At 32.1% G+C, this 18,399-nt stretch carries 20 protein-coding genes and 2 pseudogenes; 12 read left to right on the top strand and 10 right to left on the bottom strand.

Going from position 1 to position 18,399, the window contains the following annotated elements; translation table 11 throughout:
* Positions 1–181 precede the first annotated feature (181 nt).
* The 4 genes from DN392_RS28155 to DN392_RS28140 all read left to right on the top strand — a co-directional run bounded on the left by DN392_RS28155 (position 182) and on the right by DN392_RS28140 (position 3,872).
* Positions 182–1,675, top strand: a complete 1,494-nt coding sequence (locus tag DN392_RS28155; protein ID WP_149238222.1) for a PIN-like domain-containing protein — start codon at positions 182–184, stop codon at positions 1,673–1,675.
* A gap of 170 nt (positions 1,676–1,845) precedes the next feature.
* The gene (locus DN392_RS28150; RefSeq protein WP_149238221.1) at positions 1,846–3,111 is read left to right on the top strand and encodes a Y-family DNA polymerase; all 1,266 of its coding nucleotides are present in this window, start codon (positions 1,846–1,848) and stop codon (positions 3,109–3,111) included.
* Positions 3,108–3,449 carry a YolD-like family protein gene (locus DN392_RS28145; RefSeq protein WP_149238220.1) on the top strand — a complete coding sequence of 114 codons (342 nt, stop codon included), beginning with the start codon at positions 3,108–3,110 and terminating at the stop codon, positions 3,447–3,449. Before DN392_RS28150 ends, DN392_RS28145 begins: the two co-directional genes overlap by 4 nt.
* A gap of 48 nt (positions 3,450–3,497) precedes the next feature.
* Complete coding sequence (locus tag DN392_RS28140; RefSeq protein ID WP_149238219.1) at positions 3,498–3,872, top strand: hypothetical protein; 375 nt, start codon at positions 3,498–3,500, stop codon at positions 3,870–3,872.
* A 60-nt stretch (positions 3,873–3,932) separates the two neighbouring features.
* On the opposite strand, the gene DN392_RS28135 is transcribed toward DN392_RS28140, so the two are convergent.
* A complete protein-coding gene (locus DN392_RS28135; protein WP_149238218.1) occupies positions 3,933–5,231 on the bottom strand; it encodes a hypothetical protein in 1,299 nt (432 codons plus the stop codon).
* Between the two features lie 195 nt (positions 5,232–5,426).
* On the bottom strand, positions 5,427–5,663 hold the full coding sequence (locus tag DN392_RS28130) for a helix-turn-helix domain-containing protein (RefSeq protein WP_149238217.1): 237 nt from the start codon (positions 5,661–5,663) through the stop codon (positions 5,427–5,429).
* A gap of 231 nt (positions 5,664–5,894) precedes the next feature.
* Here DN392_RS28130 and DN392_RS28125 point away from each other — a divergent pair, with 231 nt between their 5' ends.
* From DN392_RS28125 to DN392_RS28100, 6 genes are all read left to right on the top strand, one after another.
* Complete coding sequence (locus tag DN392_RS28125) at positions 5,895–6,971, top strand: hypothetical protein (RefSeq protein WP_149238216.1); 1,077 nt, start codon at positions 5,895–5,897, stop codon at positions 6,969–6,971.
* Between the two features lie 224 nt (positions 6,972–7,195).
* On the top strand, positions 7,196–7,768 hold the full coding sequence (locus tag DN392_RS28120; protein WP_002035080.1) for a tyrosine-type recombinase/integrase: 573 nt from the start codon (positions 7,196–7,198) through the stop codon (positions 7,766–7,768).
* 91 nt (positions 7,769–7,859) lie between these two features.
* Positions 7,860–7,997: a recombinase family protein gene (locus DN392_RS28115; RefSeq protein WP_149238215.1), complete on the top strand. Its 138-nt coding sequence runs from the start codon at positions 7,860–7,862 to the stop codon at positions 7,995–7,997.
* A 35-nt stretch (positions 7,998–8,032) separates the two neighbouring features.
* Positions 8,033–8,602, top strand: coding sequence for a YdeI/OmpD-associated family protein (locus DN392_RS28110; protein WP_149238214.1), 570 nt, complete (start codon positions 8,033–8,035; stop codon positions 8,600–8,602).
* A gap of 16 nt (positions 8,603–8,618) precedes the next feature.
* Positions 8,619–9,533, top strand: a complete 915-nt coding sequence (locus DN392_RS28105) for a helix-turn-helix transcriptional regulator (RefSeq protein ID WP_002191943.1) — start codon at positions 8,619–8,621, stop codon at positions 9,531–9,533.
* Positions 9,534–9,611: 78 nt separating this feature from the next.
* Complete coding sequence (locus tag DN392_RS28100) at positions 9,612–10,112, top strand: DinB family protein (RefSeq protein WP_149238213.1); 501 nt, start codon at positions 9,612–9,614, stop codon at positions 10,110–10,112.
* A gap of 357 nt (positions 10,113–10,469) precedes the next feature.
* Here DN392_RS28100 and DN392_RS28095 read toward each other — a convergent pair.
* Positions 10,470–11,899 (bottom strand): annotated as a pseudogene (locus tag DN392_RS28095) (IS4 family transposase).
* Between the two features lie 155 nt (positions 11,900–12,054).
* Positions 12,055–12,831, bottom strand: a complete 777-nt coding sequence (locus tag DN392_RS28090) for a MerR family transcriptional regulator (RefSeq protein ID WP_002166967.1) — start codon at positions 12,829–12,831, stop codon at positions 12,055–12,057.
* Between the two features lie 384 nt (positions 12,832–13,215).
* Here DN392_RS28090 and DN392_RS30585 point away from each other — a divergent pair, with 384 nt between their 5' ends.
* Entirely contained in the window at positions 13,216–13,383 is a 168-nt protein-coding gene (locus DN392_RS30585) for a hypothetical protein (RefSeq protein ID WP_002166966.1), read from the top strand.
* Positions 13,384–13,442: 59 nt separating this feature from the next.
* Here DN392_RS30585 and DN392_RS28085 read toward each other — a convergent pair whose 3' ends face one another.
* The 3 genes from DN392_RS28085 to DN392_RS28075 all read right to left on the bottom strand — a co-directional run bounded on the left by DN392_RS28085 (position 13,443) and on the right by DN392_RS28075 (position 15,995).
* Entirely contained in the window at positions 13,443–13,715 is a 273-nt protein-coding gene (locus tag DN392_RS28085) for an HU family DNA-binding protein (protein ID WP_002166965.1), read from the bottom strand.
* Between the two features lie 92 nt (positions 13,716–13,807).
* Positions 13,808–14,029 carry a hypothetical protein gene (locus tag DN392_RS28080; RefSeq protein ID WP_033710305.1) on the bottom strand — a complete coding sequence of 74 codons (222 nt, stop codon included), beginning with the start codon at positions 14,027–14,029 and terminating at the stop codon, positions 13,808–13,810.
* A gap of 247 nt (positions 14,030–14,276) precedes the next feature.
* Positions 14,277–15,995, bottom strand: coding sequence for a methyl-accepting chemotaxis protein (locus DN392_RS28075; RefSeq protein WP_149238212.1), 1,719 nt, complete (start codon positions 15,993–15,995; stop codon positions 14,277–14,279).
* 351 nt (positions 15,996–16,346) lie between these two features.
* Between DN392_RS28075 and DN392_RS28070 the strand changes: the two are divergent.
* Positions 16,347–16,631: pseudogene (locus DN392_RS28070) on the top strand (HBL/NHE enterotoxin family protein); the annotation flags it as partial.
* Between the two features lie 860 nt (positions 16,632–17,491).
* Here DN392_RS28070 and DN392_RS31335 read toward each other — a convergent pair.
* The 3 genes from DN392_RS31335 to DN392_RS28055 all read right to left on the bottom strand — a co-directional run bounded on the left by DN392_RS31335 (position 17,492) and on the right by DN392_RS28055 (position 18,121).
* Positions 17,492–17,647: an MSCRAMM family protein gene (locus tag DN392_RS31335; protein WP_179955931.1), complete on the bottom strand. Its 156-nt coding sequence runs from the start codon at positions 17,645–17,647 to the stop codon at positions 17,492–17,494.
* A complete protein-coding gene (locus DN392_RS28060; RefSeq protein WP_149238210.1) occupies positions 17,619–17,831 on the bottom strand; it encodes a hypothetical protein in 213 nt (70 codons plus the stop codon). Before DN392_RS28060 ends, DN392_RS31335 begins: the two co-directional genes overlap by 29 nt.
* Positions 17,832–17,950: 119 nt before the next feature.
* Entirely contained in the window at positions 17,951–18,121 is a 171-nt protein-coding gene (locus tag DN392_RS28055) for a cell surface protein (protein ID WP_252188845.1), read from the bottom strand.
* Positions 18,122–18,399: the final 278 nt, after the last annotated feature.

The following is an 18,399-nucleotide window of genomic DNA, read 5'->3' as shown; positions in this document are numbered from 1 at the left end:
TCTTTGTAATGATTTGTCGAGTTTAAAAATATTCATAGCGCTATAACTAATGACAAGATTTCATTAGCTTTACCAGGCTTAAAAAGGTTAAGCCTTTTCATGAAAACATAACCATACATAGAATTAAATTGATACAATAAGATCTATAAGAGATTATTTAATTTGAGGAAGAAGGAGAAAAATGACCTATATATATCCGAATAACGAGTTTCAAAAAATATGGGATTCTAATCCATTAATTATTATGGATACAAATGTACTCTTAGAATTATATCGATACTCGCCAGATACAACTGAACACATTTTGAACGTTTTAAATTCACTTCCCAAACATCAGCTATGGATTCCAGCACAGGTTATTGAAGAATATACACAAAATCGAATGATTGTTATTAATGAGGCTCGTAATAAATATAAAGAAGTAACTAAGATGATCAATCAAATTATAAATAATGCAGAGCAAAGTTTTTTTAAACAGTTTACTAGATTTAACAAACTTAGCTTTCCGAAAGTCAATGAGTTAAATAAAGTTACAAATGAAGCAATTATAAGCATCAAAACAGCAACTCAAAAATTTTCTGATGAAATTAATCATGAAGTAGAAAAAAACAAACTGATGCTTAAAGAGGATAAGGTAAAAATATTTGTAGATGAACTTATTTCAAATGAGTGTATTGGTACGCCGTTCGGTATATCCAAGTTATTAAATGTACTCATTGAAGGTGAACAGCGTTATAAATACAAAATCCCTCCTGGATATATGGATGACCACAAAGACATTCAGAAAAAATTTGGGGATTTAATTTTATGGAAACAGACTTTAGAACAAGCGAAGTTATATCAGCAACCAACTATTTTTATCACTCTGGACACGAAAGAAGACTGGTGGGTTTTAGATGAAAAAGGAAACCCTTTACGACCTAGAGATGAGTTATTAATGGAGTTTAAAGAGCATTCTAAGAAACCACTCGCTATTATGCAATTTAATGATTTTATTGAAAAAGCATCTAAGATTATTGATATGGTAGATTACAAAACAAATTTAGAAATGAATGCTACAGCATATGGATTGGAATTTATTGCCCATGTAGGTTGGGAACAAATATTACTTAGAGATGAATTAACAAATTATCTGGCTCAAAATGACGTTCTTCTAAATTATTTTCACAGCGTACCTTTTTATATTGAATTAGACGATATATATCTGCCTAATTTACAAGTTAATTCAGTTAACATTTTACAGAATCTTGTTGTGATGGAAGGTTCTTTTGAATCCCAAGTTGGCATTCTAATTACTGAAGAGCATTCTAAAAATTATTCATGTGAATCTTGTGCATGGATTTCTTTTTCGGGTTCTATTACCTTTGAATTTGAAGCTAATTCTAAAGCAGCAAAAGATATTTTAGTTTGGGACACACTAACTATTGAAATTGGAGGATTTGAAATCTTAGACTATTCCTTTAGTTTTAATGAAGAAAGAAACGTACCGGAAGAAGAGCGATGTAGGGATTGCGGAAACCCAAATGCTTCATATCATACAACAACGTACTACGAGCCAGTATGTGAACGTTGCAGTGGTAATTATGATGCATGCCCTGATTGTGGATTTTTATTAGAGCATGGTACACTTTCAGGAAGCTATTGCAACAGTTGTGAAATAAATCACTCCCGTTAAAACTAAAAAATATCAACTAAATTATACGGATGAAAATCCCAATAAATTATTAAAGGATCTCTTCAAAATTAAAGAGATCTTTTTTTATTATATTTCAAATCCCCTTCATAAAAGAACGTAAGTTCGTGTATAATAGAGAACAGACGTTCTTTTACGAAGGAGGAATCGCAGTGTATGACTATTCAATCCTACCGAATAGAATCATCTTATGTGTTGATCTACGCAGCTTTTATGCTTCAGTGAGTTGCATCAAAATGGGACTTGATCCCATGCATACAAAGTTGGCTGTAGTCGGCGATGTAAATAGAAATGGTTCAATCGTTCTCGCTGCAACACCACCCTTAAAATCCCTGGGCGTAAAGAAGATGGCAAGGCTATACGAAATTCCTCGAAGAAAAGATATTCTTGTTGTGAATCCAATTATGGGAACATATATAAAATGCTCCAACTACATAACAAAACTAGCTTTACAGTACGTTCCTATTGAGAATTTTCACCAATACAGCATCGATGAATTTTTCATGGATATTACCGATAGTATTCATTTATTTGCCCAAGATCCATATGAATTTGCCATGAAATTCAAGCGTGAAATATACGATCATACACGAATTGAATGTACCATCGGAATTTCTTGTAACCCCTTGATGAGTAAGGTTGCTCTAGACATTGAAGCTAAAAAGAACAAAAACGGAATTGCTTTTTGGAAGTACGAGGATGTACCTACCAAACTATGGAGCATACGACCCCTTAATAAATTTTGGGGCATATCATATAAAACAGAAGAAAAGTTAAATAGAAAGGGAATACACTCTATTGGAGATCTAGCCAATTATCCCCTTAAATACTTAAAGCAGAGCTTCGGCAAGATTGGAGAAGAATTACACTTACATAGCCACGGAATTGACTTTAGTCGTATTTCAGAAAAATATGTTCCTGCCACAACTTCTATTGGTAAAAGCCAAATTCTAATGCGTGACTACACAATAGAAGAATTTCCGATCATCCTGCTGGAACATATTGAAGAAGTTTGTTATCGGCTTAGAAGACAAAACAAACTTGCTCAAACTGTTCATTTTTCTGTCGGTTATAGCAAGAGTTATACAGGTGGTATTAGAAAAACACATACTCTGAACCGCCCAACAAATCTAACGATGGATATTTATCATATCTGTACATACTTCTTACATCAACAATATACTGGCGAACCCATTCGCAGCATAAACATATCCTTAACAAACCTAATTCAAGAAGGGGAAGAACAAATTTCTCTTTTTGATAATGTCACGAAACGAGAACAAGAAGTGAAGTTAACAAAAGTAATGGATGAAATACGAACAAAGTTTGGGAAGAACAGTATTTTACGAGGGATTTCCTACACGCATAGCGCTACAGCTAGACACAGAAACACACTAATAGGAGGACACAGATCATGAATAACGCTAATATGCCAAAAGGAAGAGGTATGGTCAAATGGTCTCCATTCGCAGCAATGCCCGAACAGTTTGCTGGTATTTGTGAAATCATCAAGGAGCAAAGCAAAGTAACTCGGCCAATCTTAACCGCTGAAGAAAAAGAACTGATCGAGAACATGTTGTTATGTTCCTTATTATCTGAAGAAGAAATACTAATTACATATTATGAAGATGGTTATTTACTCTCTAGCTATATGACTGTTGTTGGTATTGATCAGCAAAATAATGCTGTCATATGTACCGATGCTTTTCGTAATAAGATGACACTACGATTTTCTAATATAACAGACGTAAAATAGAATAGATTTAAGTGATCAGATTTGAATTGTTATAAAGGAGTGTATAAAATGCAAGGGAATCAGCTAAGAAGGAATACAACAAGAACAGTTATTCATAACGATATAAATAACTATCTCCATTTAAATATACCTATGATTATTAATGAAAAAAACGGAATGATTTACGAGGTTTTAAACGTTGGTTTTCATAGTAATGATGCGGTAGGAATGATAACAACGGACGGTTTCGCTACAACTAGGATAAATACACCAATCGTATCAATAAAAAACAATGATGGTAGCATTCAAGCATGTCGCCTACCTTTAGAATTGGAATATTGGGTACTTTCATGTATGCGTGCTGCTTCAACAGGAAAAAATCCGTTTCCATGTAAAGTTGCTTTCGGAATTATTGACAATAAATTTCATATTGAATTCAAGTGAATTAGGAGCACGTTTAAAACCACAAAAGATGCCTTCAATTATTGAAAGCATCTTTTATTATTAAGCATCATCCTCTTTCGAAAACTTAGTTGCTAGTGAACAAACAATGTATAAACAATATAACTGAAGATATAACATCACATAATTTTCCTCAGCAAATTCAATTAAATATTTCTCTGTTTTTATTTCCCTATCTTTAAACGTTAATTTTTGTTCAATAGAATCATACTCAACAGAAGAATGATTTATAGCATTTCGTATTCTACTATTTAGAACAGTTAAGTCATTATATCTAGGGATATCGGAAGATATGCTTTTTAAGTATTGAATTCTTATTCCAATTGTGGATTTCGAAAAATTCCCCAATGAAGTAGTTGCTTTCACTAATGGGTGATTATTTCCTAAACTAGTACTACCTTCTACAAATTTATTAATATTTTTTCTAGTATTAATGTTATCAATAGCAGCAATTAAAGGCATTAATTTCCCTAGTATTTCATAGTTTTCAGCATAATTTTTTAACAGGGTTTTATAATTAGCTGTACTCAAACCGTAATCTTTCTTTATCTCTTCAATATTCTTATGATTGTATGTTTCAGATGTAATTACAGGAATAATTTCAGGAATAATATTTATCGAAGAATAAAAGGCATTGGTCAATAAATTAATTAAGTTGGGTAAACTATCTTGAAATGCTTTTCTAAACTTTTGAAATTCACCTTTATTCTCATACATTTCATAGAGTTTATCCCTAATATCATTGACCTGAAACTTTTCTTCATTTAAACCTAATAAAGGGCTGATACTATCTGTAATTGCCATGAATAATATATTATATCTATCTATTTTATAATCATTTGTAAACTTTTCTTCATCCACATTTATATTATCCAACAATTTCCTAAGTTCCGAATACACATATTTAACATTATTTTTCTTACTTAGCACTAGATTGACCAAGTTTTTATAATCGTGAACTTGTTGATGGACATCTTCAGCTAAATAAATTGCTAACCCGTTCATTTTTTTTGAATACGGAGAAAGATTTTGCATAAAAGGAGATGGAATTCTCATAGTATAATCTTTAAGCAAAGAAATTTTTTGCTGATAGAATTCACTTGTTAGTTGCATAAAGTATCCTTCTTTAGCTTTAGAGATATTACCATGATAATCTACTAAATTATCAAAATCCCCATCAAAGGTTATTTCTTCGTTATTGACATTAATTACCCCTTCAATCATTACCCCACAAGTTGGACACTCAAAAGAAAAATGATTTTTTGGTACATAACCGATCTGGAACTTTAATAGGTATGGGGTTTCACAAACCTTACACTTTGTCTCGAAATTATGATTCACAAGCCACACTCCTTAAATTATTTAAATAATTCACCATAAATAATCGAATAGATTCTAATAAGTGACCTAAAATAAAATATACTTAATAAAAAACCGAACCTTTAGAGGGAACGGTTTTTTTATATTGGATTTCAGGGAAATAATGGATTTATCAATTTGAAATATATCATATTAAAATTATATAGTAAACAAACTTCAGATATTATTACTATTTTTAGGGAAAAGAATATTCATAGCTTCTATTGTTAAAATCCATTCTCCTCGTTGTTTCTCTTCGGGTTTATAGTATTTCAATTTTCCCTCTTCAATTAGCTTCCTCACCAATCCATCCTTTTTAGATCTCTTCAACTTCATCCTCATCGCATCTTGTGTTATGCCCCAGCGATTACACGCTTCCCTCGGTGTCATAATTTCATTTAGCATAAACAACATTTCCATCACCCCCAAATCGTTACTTACAGGTAACACTTAACTTAAGTCTACGTTACTTATAAGTAACTTTCAACAAATATCCGACAATAAAATCCATTTAATGAAAAAATGTATTCATACCACTTCAAAAGGTACAGTTTTTACTTTTTGTGAGGTGACGCCTATAATATTATTAACAATCTATGTTCTACATAATAGCTGCTACACTATCAATCTTATAGAGGTGTATATATGAAAATATTATTAGAGGGAAGAAGAATATTTGAATACGAAACTGATGAAAATACAAGGTATCTGATCTTTTCGAATGAAAGTTTAAAAAAATATGTGTACAATTCCGCATCGATATTTATTAAAAAAGGAGACTTTTCTTATCCTCAAAAATGGCTCATTAGTGACAATTTTGAAACTAGAGAATTATTAACTCCTATAAATGATTTTGATTCAAGTATATATGAATATATGTTTCATATTGATTGGCCGCTAGTAGAAAGGGTAACCCAAATTCTAAAGCCATATGGCATACAAGTTGCTGAAGAACCTAATGGAGTACGAATGCGCGATTTAAATGGTTTGTTGCGTTTAGAAGAGATACCTCAAGAAGTTCAAGATGAAATTAGAGGTGCTTTAGCAGAGGAGGATTTAAGGACATACGAGGAGTTTCAAGTATTCGAGTGTTACTCTTGTAAAGAAAAGGGTAATGAAGAATTCTTCATTATAAATGGAGATAATGACATAATCTTATCCGATATTTCTTACGATCAGACAGATTGGTTTTCAGATAAATATATAGTTGAAACATATCGAAAAAAAACTCATTCAAACATGGAGTATGTGTTTAAAACAGATAGAGACGAATGGTTTATATACTCCCCTGGTGATTCAGATAGTAACTATTGGGTTTTAGAGCATATATATGACGATGAATTGGAGGACTTTCCGCTTTCTTCATATATAAAAGTTGAAACAGAAAAGAGAGATATTCCCGAACGAGAAGATAAAATCGATTTTCAGCGTTATTTTAATAAGGATACTCCTTACGACTATTATTACTCAGATAAGATGTTTGCACTAAGAATTTTACAAGACGAAGGGCGATTCAATATGGCAAACATTAATGGCAAATGGCAAAGGTATACAGAGATGGTTTTAAAAGATGAAGAACCGTTCTGCAATTGGGATGATATGAAATATGTTGGTTCGGGCATCTTCGGTGATATTAAAGAAGAAAAATTATCACAGGAAGAAATCATGAACTTTGCTATTGAAATGAGGGAAAAGAAAGAGAAGGACACAACTACACACTAAGAAAAGCCCCGAAGGTACGGAATATTTAAAAATGAACCAACTCAAAAAGAACATGTAGTAATTTCTACATGCTCTTTTTTAATAAAAATGAAAGTAAACTTTTAGCCAAAAGTTTACATTGGAATCACCTTAAACATTGACTTTCATCTAATTTCATTGATATGATAAAAAAGGACAAAAAAGTATACATTCAAATCATTGAAAATAAAGGGATTGAAAAACAGATGGATAAAAAGCAACATTTAATTGATGTACAACCAATTCGGAGCATAGAACAGCTAAATGATATGAAATGGTCGCTCAAACGTCATTGTTCAGATCGTGATTATATATTATTTCTAATTGGTATTAATACGGGGTTACGTGTAAGTGATTTACTTAAAATGGAAACAAATGAAATTTTAAAACTGAAGCGAAAAAAACGGAAAGAATTTAAAGTGAAAGAAGGAAAGACAAAAAAGGAGCGTATCATAAATATTACATCCATTTTTGAGGAAGTATTGCCATATGCTGAAGATTTAAAAAGTACCTGGTTATTTCCTTCTCGAAAAGGTGATAAGCCCATTAGTAAAATTCAAGCCTATCGACAGTTACAAAAAGCCGGAGATTTTGCCGGAGTCGAATCTTTAGGTACTCATACCATGCGTAAAACATTCGGATATTGGTTTTACAAGCAAACAAAAGATATTGCTATGTTACAAGAAATATTGAATCATAGTACACCACAAATTACACTAAGATACATTGGAATTAATAAAGAAGAAAAAGATAATGTACTTGATACATTCCGAATCTAATTTGAATTTGGGTGTTTTTGCTTATCTTCCGAAAAAGAGGAATAAGACAAAATGTAATAAAGCTATTCTATCTCTATGGCTTCTTCAATGAATGGACATTATTTTTGAAGAGGAAATTTCTGAAGTAACAAAGGATCGCGAACAACTCAAAAAAATGATAGGAGATTTACGAGAAGATGATACCATTTATGTTACCGATATAACAAAATTATTAAACAGTTATATTTAGGACATATATTCATTTTAGAAAGGATAATTTTAAAAATGGAAATAGAGAATTTACTTAGAGTTACGACAAGGTGGGAATTAAGAGATTGGCTTGAGGAAAATTCAAAAACAGAAAGATTTTGTTGGGTGATAGTAAGTATAACTGAACAATCAGAAGTGATTCAGTATTTAGATGCAGTTGAAGAAGCATTATGTTTCGGTTGGATTGATGGCATAAAGAAGAAAATATCAGATACTGAACTTGCTCAAAGGCTTTCCCCAAGAAAGAAAAACAGTAATTGGACAGAATTAAATAAGGAAAGAGTAAGGAGATTATATCAATTAGGTTTGATGAAAGAAGAAGGACTGAGAGTTCTTCCTGATATGCGACCTGAATCTTTTACTATAGATGCAGATATTGAAACTCGTCTGAAAGAAGATGACCAATCATATCAAAACTTTATTAATTTTCCTGATCTATACAAAAGGATTAGAATTGATACGATACAAAGTTATAGAAATGAACCTAATATTTTTAATAAAAGATTGGATAAGTTTATTGAAAATACCAGAGAAAATAAAATGTACGGTCAATGGAATGACAATGGTCGCTTAGTCAATTATTAAAGGAAGGAAATGAGAATTGAAATTAGAACGTTTGATATCAATCATATTCAAGCTCTTAAATAATGAAATTTTGTCAGCTTCTAGTTTAGCTGATGAATTTCAAGTATCACCACGGACAATTTATAGAGACATCGAAGCTATTTGTGCTGCTGGAATACCAGTTGTTTCTTACCAAGGGACTAACGGGGGATTCGGTATAATAAAGGGATACAAATTTGATAAAAGCTTAATGGGTTCTTATGACATTCTGAATATAATTACAGTATTAAGTAGTTTATCGAATATTTTTAAAGATATAGAAATTGAACATACGATAGATAGACTAAAAGTACTGGATACAAACAGTAATAATAAGTCTTTATTGGTTGACTTGGAAAGCCATAGAACAGAACCTAATTCATTAATGAATCTGCGAAAAGCTATACATGAAAAAAAGGTAATACACTTTAATTATGTAAGTAATAAAAATGAATTTACATCTCGTGAAGTAGAACCTATTCACCTTCATTATAAGTTCCGTAACTGGTATATGTATGGTTATTGTAGAGAACGTCAGAATTATAGAGAATTTAGATTATCACGTATGATGGATGTAACTCTGACACAAGAAAAGTTTCTACAACATCACGAAATTAAAGATGAAGCATTTTATTCGAACCGTAATCTGGTGGGGTTTGAGGATGTAGTAATCTGGGTGAGTCCTAATTCCTTAGCAGAAGTATTAGATCAATTCCAGAATTCTTCAAAAACCATTAACGATGACGGAAGTATGACAATTACAATTTGTGTTTATCAGCCTCTACAGGCTGGATGGCTTAAATCGATTCTTTTAAGCTTTGGTAGCGGTGCTAAAATTGTAAAACCGATGGAACTGCAATCAATTTTAATAGATGAGGCAAAAAAAATAATAAAAGTTTATGAAGATATATGACAAGCTGCTGTCATATATCTTTTTTTATAATCTAGATATCAACTTTTAAAAAACCAGAACTAAAGGAGTGGCTGTTAAATGAACCATGTAAAAAATATGTACAAGTACCATCTTTGGGCTAATAAGGTGTTACTAGAAAGAATAAAAGAATTACCAAGCAATGTCCTATATAAAGAGGCTAATAGTTCATATCCAAATATTGCTCAAACGTTTAGCCATATCTATGTAGTAGATGTTATGTGGTTACAAGTACTTAAAGGAATTGGTATGCAAGAAGCATTGGAAGCTTCTATGGCATTATTAGAAAAGACTAATTTATATTCTGTAGATGAATTTATTAAGTCTTTCGAAGAACTAGCTTCACAGTATGAAGAATGGATGAATAGCCAAAAAGATTTAGAACAAAAAATTAATTTGAATAATCCTTGGTCAGGTGCTAGAGAGACTGCATACTCAGAAATTTTATTTCACGTTACTAACCATGGTACCTATCATCGAGGTAACATAACAACCATGCTAAGACAACAGGGGCACGCTTCAACAATGAATGACCTAGCTTTATATTGGTATCAGAGTTAGGGCAAAAAGTACTTGTAAATTAATGATGGTTCATATGAGAATCTAATAAAATATTCATCTGTTTTCTATAATAAATGTCCTTCAATTAAACTAACGGGGGCATTAGCTTAATAAACCAAATTTAAAAAATCGGCTCCTTTACGTAAAGGAATCGATTTTTTTTGCTACAGTTTTCTTAACGCTGTAAATCCGCATTTTCCTAACATTACTCCTGGTAGGGGTAACGCCACATCGCTATCAAGCTAAGCTCATACAACATCAATTATAGTAGAGATTGTTTCTTTTTTCTAAAGGCTACGTGTAGGGAGTTTAAAGATTTGCATACGAAATAAACCCTAATGGGTTTTATTTTTTGATTTAAGCCGCTTGATTATCAGACATGTTCCAATTGTAAACGACACCTAATATATCAAAGATTATTTTCTTCTCATACCTATGAGATTTTCGCCCGTTTTGCTGTAGGAGATTGAACAGGCGAAGTAACACCTTTGATAGCTCTTGGGTGTCTTTCTGTATAGCTTGGAAAAGAAGGAGAAAGTAATCTTTAATCATATATATGGCCTTATATTCACTCAGTTCTCGTTTCTTTTTTATAAGAAGTAATTGCCGCATTTGAAACATGGTAGAAGAACAGAGTATAATGGCAATCAATTGCCCATACAAATGACATTCCAATCGTTCTCGTTTTATCTTTTTACAATGATGAATATGAAAGAATGATTTCCACGTTTTAAATAAAATCTCGATTTGCCAACGTAAAGAATACCAATCATGTACTTGTCCCATCGGGACAATATCTGTAGGAGTATTTGTCATATATACATTGATACCGCTAAGTCGTTTACTACGAGCAGAATACTTCATTCCTTTCTTTTTTCTCTTACAGTTTGATCTTGTAATCGTTTTTGTTGTTGTTCTTTTATTAGTCGATGAACAATCACACGAGTAGGGACTTTATCAGTCATTCCTACATAAGCGTTGGATATTTCACATGTTTGTCCTGGTTGAAGAGAGTTCATTAAAACCTCCATATCTATCTGGATATACTCTGTACCTTTCTTGATTCTGCCATCTTGAAAATAAGCAGGGTTAGGATTTTTTTGATAAATACGTGTATTCGATTTGATACGTGAGATATAATAAGCCTTTTTATCTTGTATATGTTGAAGATCTTTCAAATGAAAATAACCTAAATCTCGGATACATAAATCATTCGCTATTACAGTTGGGACACACAGGGAACCGTAGGTTCGATCATGTTGTTTACCTGGACCTGTATGAATATGAAGGAATTGTCCACTTAATAAATCATACTCAAGCTGAATCTTTACTCCGGCTGTATGGCTGCATCCTCCTGCACCTGGATAAACGAATGAAAAGGGATCTGGAAGTTGAAATGCAGTTGAATCTAGGATACGAATACGCTTGAAAATAGAAGTGTATGGAGAAGAGAGCTGCTTAGCTGAAGATAACTTTTGGTTGAGAAGTTTGGCTAATACTTTCTGTAGAAACTGCACAGCTGCAGCGTTAAATCGCTGATTTAGTCCTTCGGGACTGATGAGCACTTCTGTTGATGCTTCTAAACAACTACATAACTGGGCTAAAGACGTTTTTGCTACACTTTGGCTTATCCATACACATAAAGCTATTAAATCTTGTGCTCGATACTTACTTGCTCGCTGTACAAACCCAACATCTCTAGCTAGATTCTGTAAGGTATTTGGGGATAAAAGAATCTGAATCTCCTGTGCGAATAGTTGTAGTTCGTCAGATACAGAAATAGACATATAAAAAACGCCATCCTTTCCTATGATTCTACAGAAAGAATAACGTATTTTTTATTTTGAGGGTATTTCTTTTTGCTATCAAACTACCTTTTTTTATTAAAGATTGAATCCATAAAAAAGGAAACACTAACTAACATAATGCACTGTTATATTTTTCAATCTACCTTTGGAGTATACATACCATTCTGAATCATATAATACTCCATCGCTTGATTTAACCATTCTTCCTCTTCTTTTGTATATGGGGAGGAAAACATATTTTCAAGCCTTTCTTTTTCTAGATCTTCTAAATCTTGTATAGCGTATATCGCTTCTTCACCAACAAATTCAAATGTTGCCTTCATATGCTTATCTACTAACTCTTGTACCTCAGGATCCTGCACCGATTTTCCCATCAACCTTTTTACTTCCTTAGACAACTGAATAAATTCTTTATCTAATGCCACTAGTTCTTCTTTAGGCTTGTTAAATAACTGATCAGCCACATCTTTTGATATATGTTGTTCAACCCATAGTCGTTGGTCCTTCTCTATTTGCATGCTGTTAATTAAACTCATTAAAACTGGACTATCAACTTCTCCTTCATCTGCTATTAATTCAATCGTGCGATTAATAGCGTTTAATGTGGTTTCAATTTGTTCTTTTTTCTGCTCGAAAGCCTTTTTTTGTTTTTGTAATGTGTCATTTAAGTTTGAATTAAAACTAGACTCCTTCATCATTTTACCGATTTGTTCCAAACTATAGCCTAAAAATTTAAAACTAACTATTTTTTGCAACGTAAGGACATCCTGGTCATTGTATTGCCGATGACCAGAAGAAAGTTGCTTTTCAGCTTTGAGTAACCCTATTTCATCATAATAATGTAATGTTCGTATTGACGTCCCGGTTTTAGCAGAAAATTCTCCAATTGAATATTTTTTATTATTACTCATCTTACATTCTCCCTTCTTTATTCAAACCTGTTTACCTTGATCATACTACCTCACGTAACTGTAGGTACAAGTTTAAAAATTCAATTTTCTAGTATCAAGAATATAAACTATTCTTTATGGATGGGAGAAAAAGCATTTTTATCAAACTTTATTCAAAAGATACATGTACATCCTAGATAGAAAAAATACCGTTTTTTCGTTATGGGGGTACCACAAAATCTTAGCTTGATAGCGATGTGGTAGGACCCCCATTCTCAAAAATTAACAAATATGATACGATTTTCTTTAAGCGATGTTTCTTAAAACTAAATGGTAGTTCAAGTTAGGGGAAGGGCACTCATACGGGTGCCTTTTTCTTTAGAAATCATTAAAGGAGAGTGCAACATGACTATTATCAACTTGGATACTTTTCGAAAACAAAAAGAAAAACAAATGGTGACGGTACCAATCATTGAACGGATATACAAAGAAGATGGCGAGATTAAGACTGAAGTATCTGGGGAACAAGAAGTTTCTAAAGTCTGGCTAAACAGACACGATAAGAAAGTATAATATGTTACTAAAGAAAAAGAATCTGATATGAATATCAGATTCTTTTTCACTATGTATAATTATTTCACTGCTGCTTTTAATTCTTTTCCAGCTTTAAAAGCAGGGACTTTAGATGCAGCGATTTGCATTTCCTCACCTGTTTGTGGATTACGTCCTGTACGTGCAGATCTTTCACGTACTTCAAATGTACCAAAACCAAGAATTTGTACTTTCTCTTCATTTGCAAGCGCATTTGTTATAGCATCTAATACAGCTTGTGTTGCTACAGCTGCATCTTTTTGTGTAAGTTCTGCTTTTTCTGCTACCATTTTTGTTAATTCGGTTTTATTCATTTTTGCACCTCTTTAAATGTAATAAGAGATTATTATAACGTATCTACGTTTCTCAAGTAAACAAAGATATATAGAAAAAGCCCTAGCAAGAATTACTTTTGCTTTGTCTTGTTCTGTAGTTTCTTCTTTTTTTGAACAAAGGCCTTTAACTTCTTTAAATAATCAATTTCCATACGCAAACGTTCATTTTCTTCTTTTAATGCCTCTATAGACCCTTCAACAATCTCATGATTTAATTTTGATATTGTATTTGTGTTTTTCATAGCTGGACGTCCTCTCTTCTTTGTATACAGGGAATCTACGAACTGTTTCATATTGTTACTATCTTGTTTGGTATTCAATATTTTATTATTAAATTGGCATGGAATAAATCCAATAAAATTCAATAAGTATAGACAAAAAAGCTTATCCTTTAGTACTTTATGATAAGCTTTTTTATTATTGTCTTCATCTCTTTTTCGTTTTAGGGGTATTTTGATTTGTTGATTTTATAGCCTGTTAGCGATGGGGCGAAACCACATGTCAATCAAGCTTAAAGTAATTGTTTTTCCCTTTTATTTTTTATTCTTTAATTTTAAATCGTGAAATTAATCCTTCTAATTCTGTATTTTTATTCTTTATTTGCATGGCTTGATTTGTTATTTCTGTAATGGCTGATGCTTGCGTTTGAATGGCTTGTACGGTTTGATTTGTATCTATCGCTACTCTTGTAGAAGTTTCTGATACTACTGATAGTGAAGCGTTAATTTCTTCAGTTCCAGCAGACATTTCTTCTGTTGTAGCTGATACTTCTTGGATTTGACGCGTTATCTTATGAATGTCTTTCATGATTGTTGAAAAGGCTTCGTCTGCTTCATTAGCAGCATTTCTTCCTTGGGTAGCTTCTTCGTGTCCTTTTCTCATGATTTGAACAGTATCTTTTGTATCTTGCTGAATCGATTTAATTAAATCATTTATTTCATTTGCGGATTGTTTGGATTGTTCAGCTAAATCTCTCACTTCAGCTGCAACAACTGCAAATCCTTTTCCATTTTCTCCTGCACGTGCCGCTTCGATTGCAGCATTTAAAGCAAGCAGATTTGTTTGTTCCGCAATATTTGTAATCGCGTCTAAAGCTTTATCTATATGCTGTGTACGCATAATAAGACGTTCTATCACCGTAGATGTTTCTTCAACAACTGCATGCACATTATTCATTTGAGTAATAGATTGCTTGATTACTTTACTACCATTATTTACACGATCTGTTGTAGCAACAGATACTTCAGCAACAGTTAATGCTGATTCAGCTACTGATTGAACTCCATTTGTTAGGTCATTCATTGCTGTTGAACTTTCATGAATATTAGTAACTTGTCCTTCTATTTGTTTATTTACTTCATTAATTGTTAGAACAGCTTCGTTAGATATTTTAGATGCCTGTTTTGTATTCTGCAACATACTGTCAGTAGAGGAGGTAACTTCGTATGTCGTTACTTGTATTTTCTCAATTAAATGTTGTAAATTATCTAACATGTTATTAAAAGAAGTAACAATAGCTCCTAATTCATCATTTGCTTGATAGGAAGTACGTATTACTAAATTTCCATCTGCTACTTGTTTTATATCATGCTGTAATAAATTAATCGGACGTTGAATAGCTGTTTTAATGACATATCCAATACATATAATAATTGCAGTCGCAATAACTGAAATAAGAATAAATATCATCATTGCAGTTTTGGCGCTGTGAGCATTACGTTCCTGTAATTGTTCTGCTTGGTTCCTATTGGAATCAGCGAGTTCTTGAATAGACTTTATTGATTTTTGCATAGCGGGCTCAACTTCTTTTAAATAATAAGTATAAGCCTCTTCGTTTTTGTTTTGCATTGCTAAATTTTGTGCTTCTTTCATCTTCGGTCTTAACTCGCCGAAATTCACTTTGAAATTTCCAAAAAACTCCTTTTCTTGTGGGGAGCTTAACGTTGATTCCAAACCTTTTATTAACTGGTCATTTTCTTCACGTACTTTAGACAGATTGTTTGCCAACTCTTTGTTTCTATTTTCATCTGTTGTTATCATAAGTTCCATAAAATTAGCATTAGCATGATAGAAATTAGATTCTAGAGTCTTTACCCGTTGAATTGGAAGTAACATGTCGTTATACATACTTTCAGCATTTTTATCTGTTTTCTTTAATGCTATTCCCCCTATAAGGGATAAAATGATACATGCAATACTCGCTGTAATCATTAATGCATTCAATTTCGTACCAATTTTACTGTTTTTTAGAACTGACATTAAACCACTCCTTATTAAATCTTTATATTACGCTATACATCTCATGATATAAAACAACAAATAACGACATGTTGTTTTAGAAATGTTTTTAGTTGTTATTTTTTTGTTATAGAGAAATATTTAATTTTGTATATCTAAATAAAAGGAAATATTGTGAGTAATGATATTAAATTATACTAAAATTTTTACACTCTAGTTAAATATAAACACAACTGGTATGACCAAAAAGAAAGGAGAAGGGCACACTAATAGAAGTTTAGTAAAGTTGCAACAGAACCAATTAAACCTTTACAATTTAGTCCAACTATTTTATTAAAAAACACCAATTAATAGGAGGAATTACCATGAAAAATAACGTTTGTAGCAGGCTTATTAGTTACAGCAGTATCTACAAGTTGCTTCTCACCTGTAAATACTTTTGCAGAAAGTAAGACAAATTATTCACAACAAACAAATAGTCTAAATGAAGCTGCTATGAATAGGTTATCAAATTCGATTAGGACATTAGGATCACAGACGCCATTAATTCAAGGATATGGGCTAATCATATTAAAGCAACCAGACATTGAAGTAAATGCTATACCTGGAATAACAACTGATCAACGTACTGCAAGAGATCATGTTCAAGAATGGCTGAGGAACAGTTAACAGGACAATATAGATTACACTAAGTTAAAGATGTAAAAAAAGTATCCAAATAAAAATGAATGCGTTTTCCTTTTATTCACATGAAATTCAAAAAAATGATCATGAATCCAAAAAACGACCTCTCAGATTCCTTTGTAAGGTTTTTGATTACTCAGGGTAATACCATTAAGTGTCGATTGAAAAAAATCCTATACGAGAGATAAAAAGGTGGCTAAACTTCCTTTTGTTTTTGTTCGTAATTTTAAGTTCATAATACTTAAGCCAATTTAATATAATACAATTTCATTTATAGGTAATTTGATTATTAATTAAAAATAAAGGGAAAGATTCAAGTAGCCATATATATTTATCTATAAAAAGTGCCATACAAAGAATGCCTAATACAAAAATGGATTTAAAGCAATAATTCCTAAGTGACATTTCTTTTGTTATAGAATAAACAAATTTGAGGTCAATTTATTGTGCACTAAGTGTCTAATGTCTACTTTTACTTTGGATTTATATTACAGCACCTATTAATTAGAGGCGTTGCTTTTTGTTAATTAACAACCATTGTACTCAGAAAATTAATAATATGTTATGTGATGCGGTAATAAAGCTGGGTAGCATAGAGACTGTTAATACAAAGATTAACAACATATTAAAAATCTTTTTCATATGTCTTGTCTCATTTGCTATTTCTATTCATTTCTTCCTCTTTTGCGGAAAAATAAAACCAATGTTGCGACCATTAATATAGTGCCAATTAGATAAAAATAGTTGGCACTATACCGCCAGTATATTGAATATTCCATTCGTTTTTTGTGTTTTTTATTTTTATGTTTTGTACTGATGATAAGACCTCTACCTCAATTAGATCTTCTAAATAACATATATCCATTTGGTGCTTGAATTCCTTCCACTGTGTACTTTCTGAAGCATAGTGGTTCCGAAACAGCCTTACCATCTACATCTGTTGTTAATTTCTCAATCTCTTTACCATCTTTGTCTAAAATTTGGAACACAGCATTTTTTCAGTTTTACTTTTGAACCAGCAGCATCCACTTTTTTAATCTCAATTTGTCCAAGTGATTGAATTGAAGTTTTGGCTGTGGGTTCTTGCGGTGGTACAGTTTCTCCTGTGACTTTCGCTGTATTTTGAATCTCTTTTCCAGCTTGCCTCTCGCATGGAATACCACTGTATGCCACTCTGTATTTGTCACATCCCCAAATTTTTCGATTGCTTTTCCTGCATCAAATTCACCCTTGTCTGTGTCGACAGCATGTGTCACTGTTTGGCGATCTAACTGTAATATGCCTGGGACATATTACAATCGTTCTGGAAATGTATCCGCAATGGCTAGATTTTTCACAAGACTAGCAAGAAGCGTATTTCTTGTTCGAATCGTATACGCCAGTTCATCCCCTATTTCTGTATTTGTATTTTGTAGGTTCTTCACTGTTTTATCGGATTCTATGATTTGATCTTGTAGAATCAAGAAACGATCTCCGCTCATTTCACTGTCGCTTAGAAAATTACAAGAAAAAGATCTATTTCTTTCCACGCAGATAAAGTGTCTTTCACTCTTTTCCTATCTATTTCGATATTTAGATACTAATTACAAATAAATAATATATGATTCTCACAAAAAATATAGTGATATTTTGTCGTGAATTGTACTATTTTGGTATTATAAAGTGATATTTTGTCGTGAATTGTACTATTTCGATATTTTATAGTAATATTTTGTCGTGAGTTATACCCGACGTCAAATAA

Origin of the sequence: Bacillus sp. BB51/4 (assembly GCF_008368845.1) — a bacterium.
In the GTDB taxonomy this organism is placed as follows: domain Bacteria; phylum Bacillota; class Bacilli; order Bacillales; family Bacillaceae_G; genus Bacillus_A; species Bacillus_A wiedmannii.
Note: the sequence above shows the minus strand (reverse complement) of the source record. Positions and strands in the feature narration are given on the sequence as shown.

Bases quoted from the DNA above. Each gene is read 5' to 3' on its own strand.
- DN392_RS28155 (WP_149238222.1), top strand. From the start codon at position 182: ATGACCTATATATATCCGAATAACGAGTTTCAAAAAATATGGGATTCT.
- DN392_RS28145 (WP_149238220.1), top strand. From the start codon at position 3,108: ATGAATAACGCTAATATGCCAAAAGGAAGAGGTATGGTCAAATGGTCT.
- DN392_RS28140 (WP_149238219.1), top strand. From the start codon at position 3,498: ATGCAAGGGAATCAGCTAAGAAGGAATACAACAAGAACAGTTATTCAT.
- DN392_RS28130 (WP_149238217.1), bottom strand. From the start codon at position 5,663: ATGTTGTTTATGCTAAATGAAATTATGACACCGAGGGAAGCGTGTAAT.
- DN392_RS28125 (WP_149238216.1), top strand. From the start codon at position 5,895: ATGAAAATATTATTAGAGGGAAGAAGAATATTTGAATACGAAACTGAT.
- DN392_RS28120 (WP_002035080.1), top strand. From the start codon at position 7,196: ATGGATAAAAAGCAACATTTAATTGATGTACAACCAATTCGGAGCATA.
- DN392_RS28115 (WP_149238215.1), top strand. From the start codon at position 7,860: ATGGACATTATTTTTGAAGAGGAAATTTCTGAAGTAACAAAGGATCGC.
- DN392_RS28110 (WP_149238214.1), top strand. From the start codon at position 8,033: ATGGAAATAGAGAATTTACTTAGAGTTACGACAAGGTGGGAATTAAGA.
- DN392_RS28100 (WP_149238213.1), top strand. From the start codon at position 9,612: ATGAACCATGTAAAAAATATGTACAAGTACCATCTTTGGGCTAATAAG.
- DN392_RS28090 (WP_002166967.1), bottom strand. From the start codon at position 12,831: ATGAGTAATAATAAAAAATATTCAATTGGAGAATTTTCTGCTAAAACC.
- DN392_RS30585 (WP_002166966.1), top strand. From the start codon at position 13,216: ATGACTATTATCAACTTGGATACTTTTCGAAAACAAAAAGAAAAACAA.
- DN392_RS28085 (WP_002166965.1), bottom strand. From the start codon at position 13,715: ATGAATAAAACCGAATTAACAAAAATGGTAGCAGAAAAAGCAGAACTT.
- DN392_RS28080 (WP_033710305.1), bottom strand. From the start codon at position 14,029: ATGAAACAGTTCGTAGATTCCCTGTATACAAAGAAGAGAGGACGTCCA.
- DN392_RS28075 (WP_149238212.1), bottom strand. From the start codon at position 15,995: ATGTCAGTTCTAAAAAACAGTAAAATTGGTACGAAATTGAATGCATTA.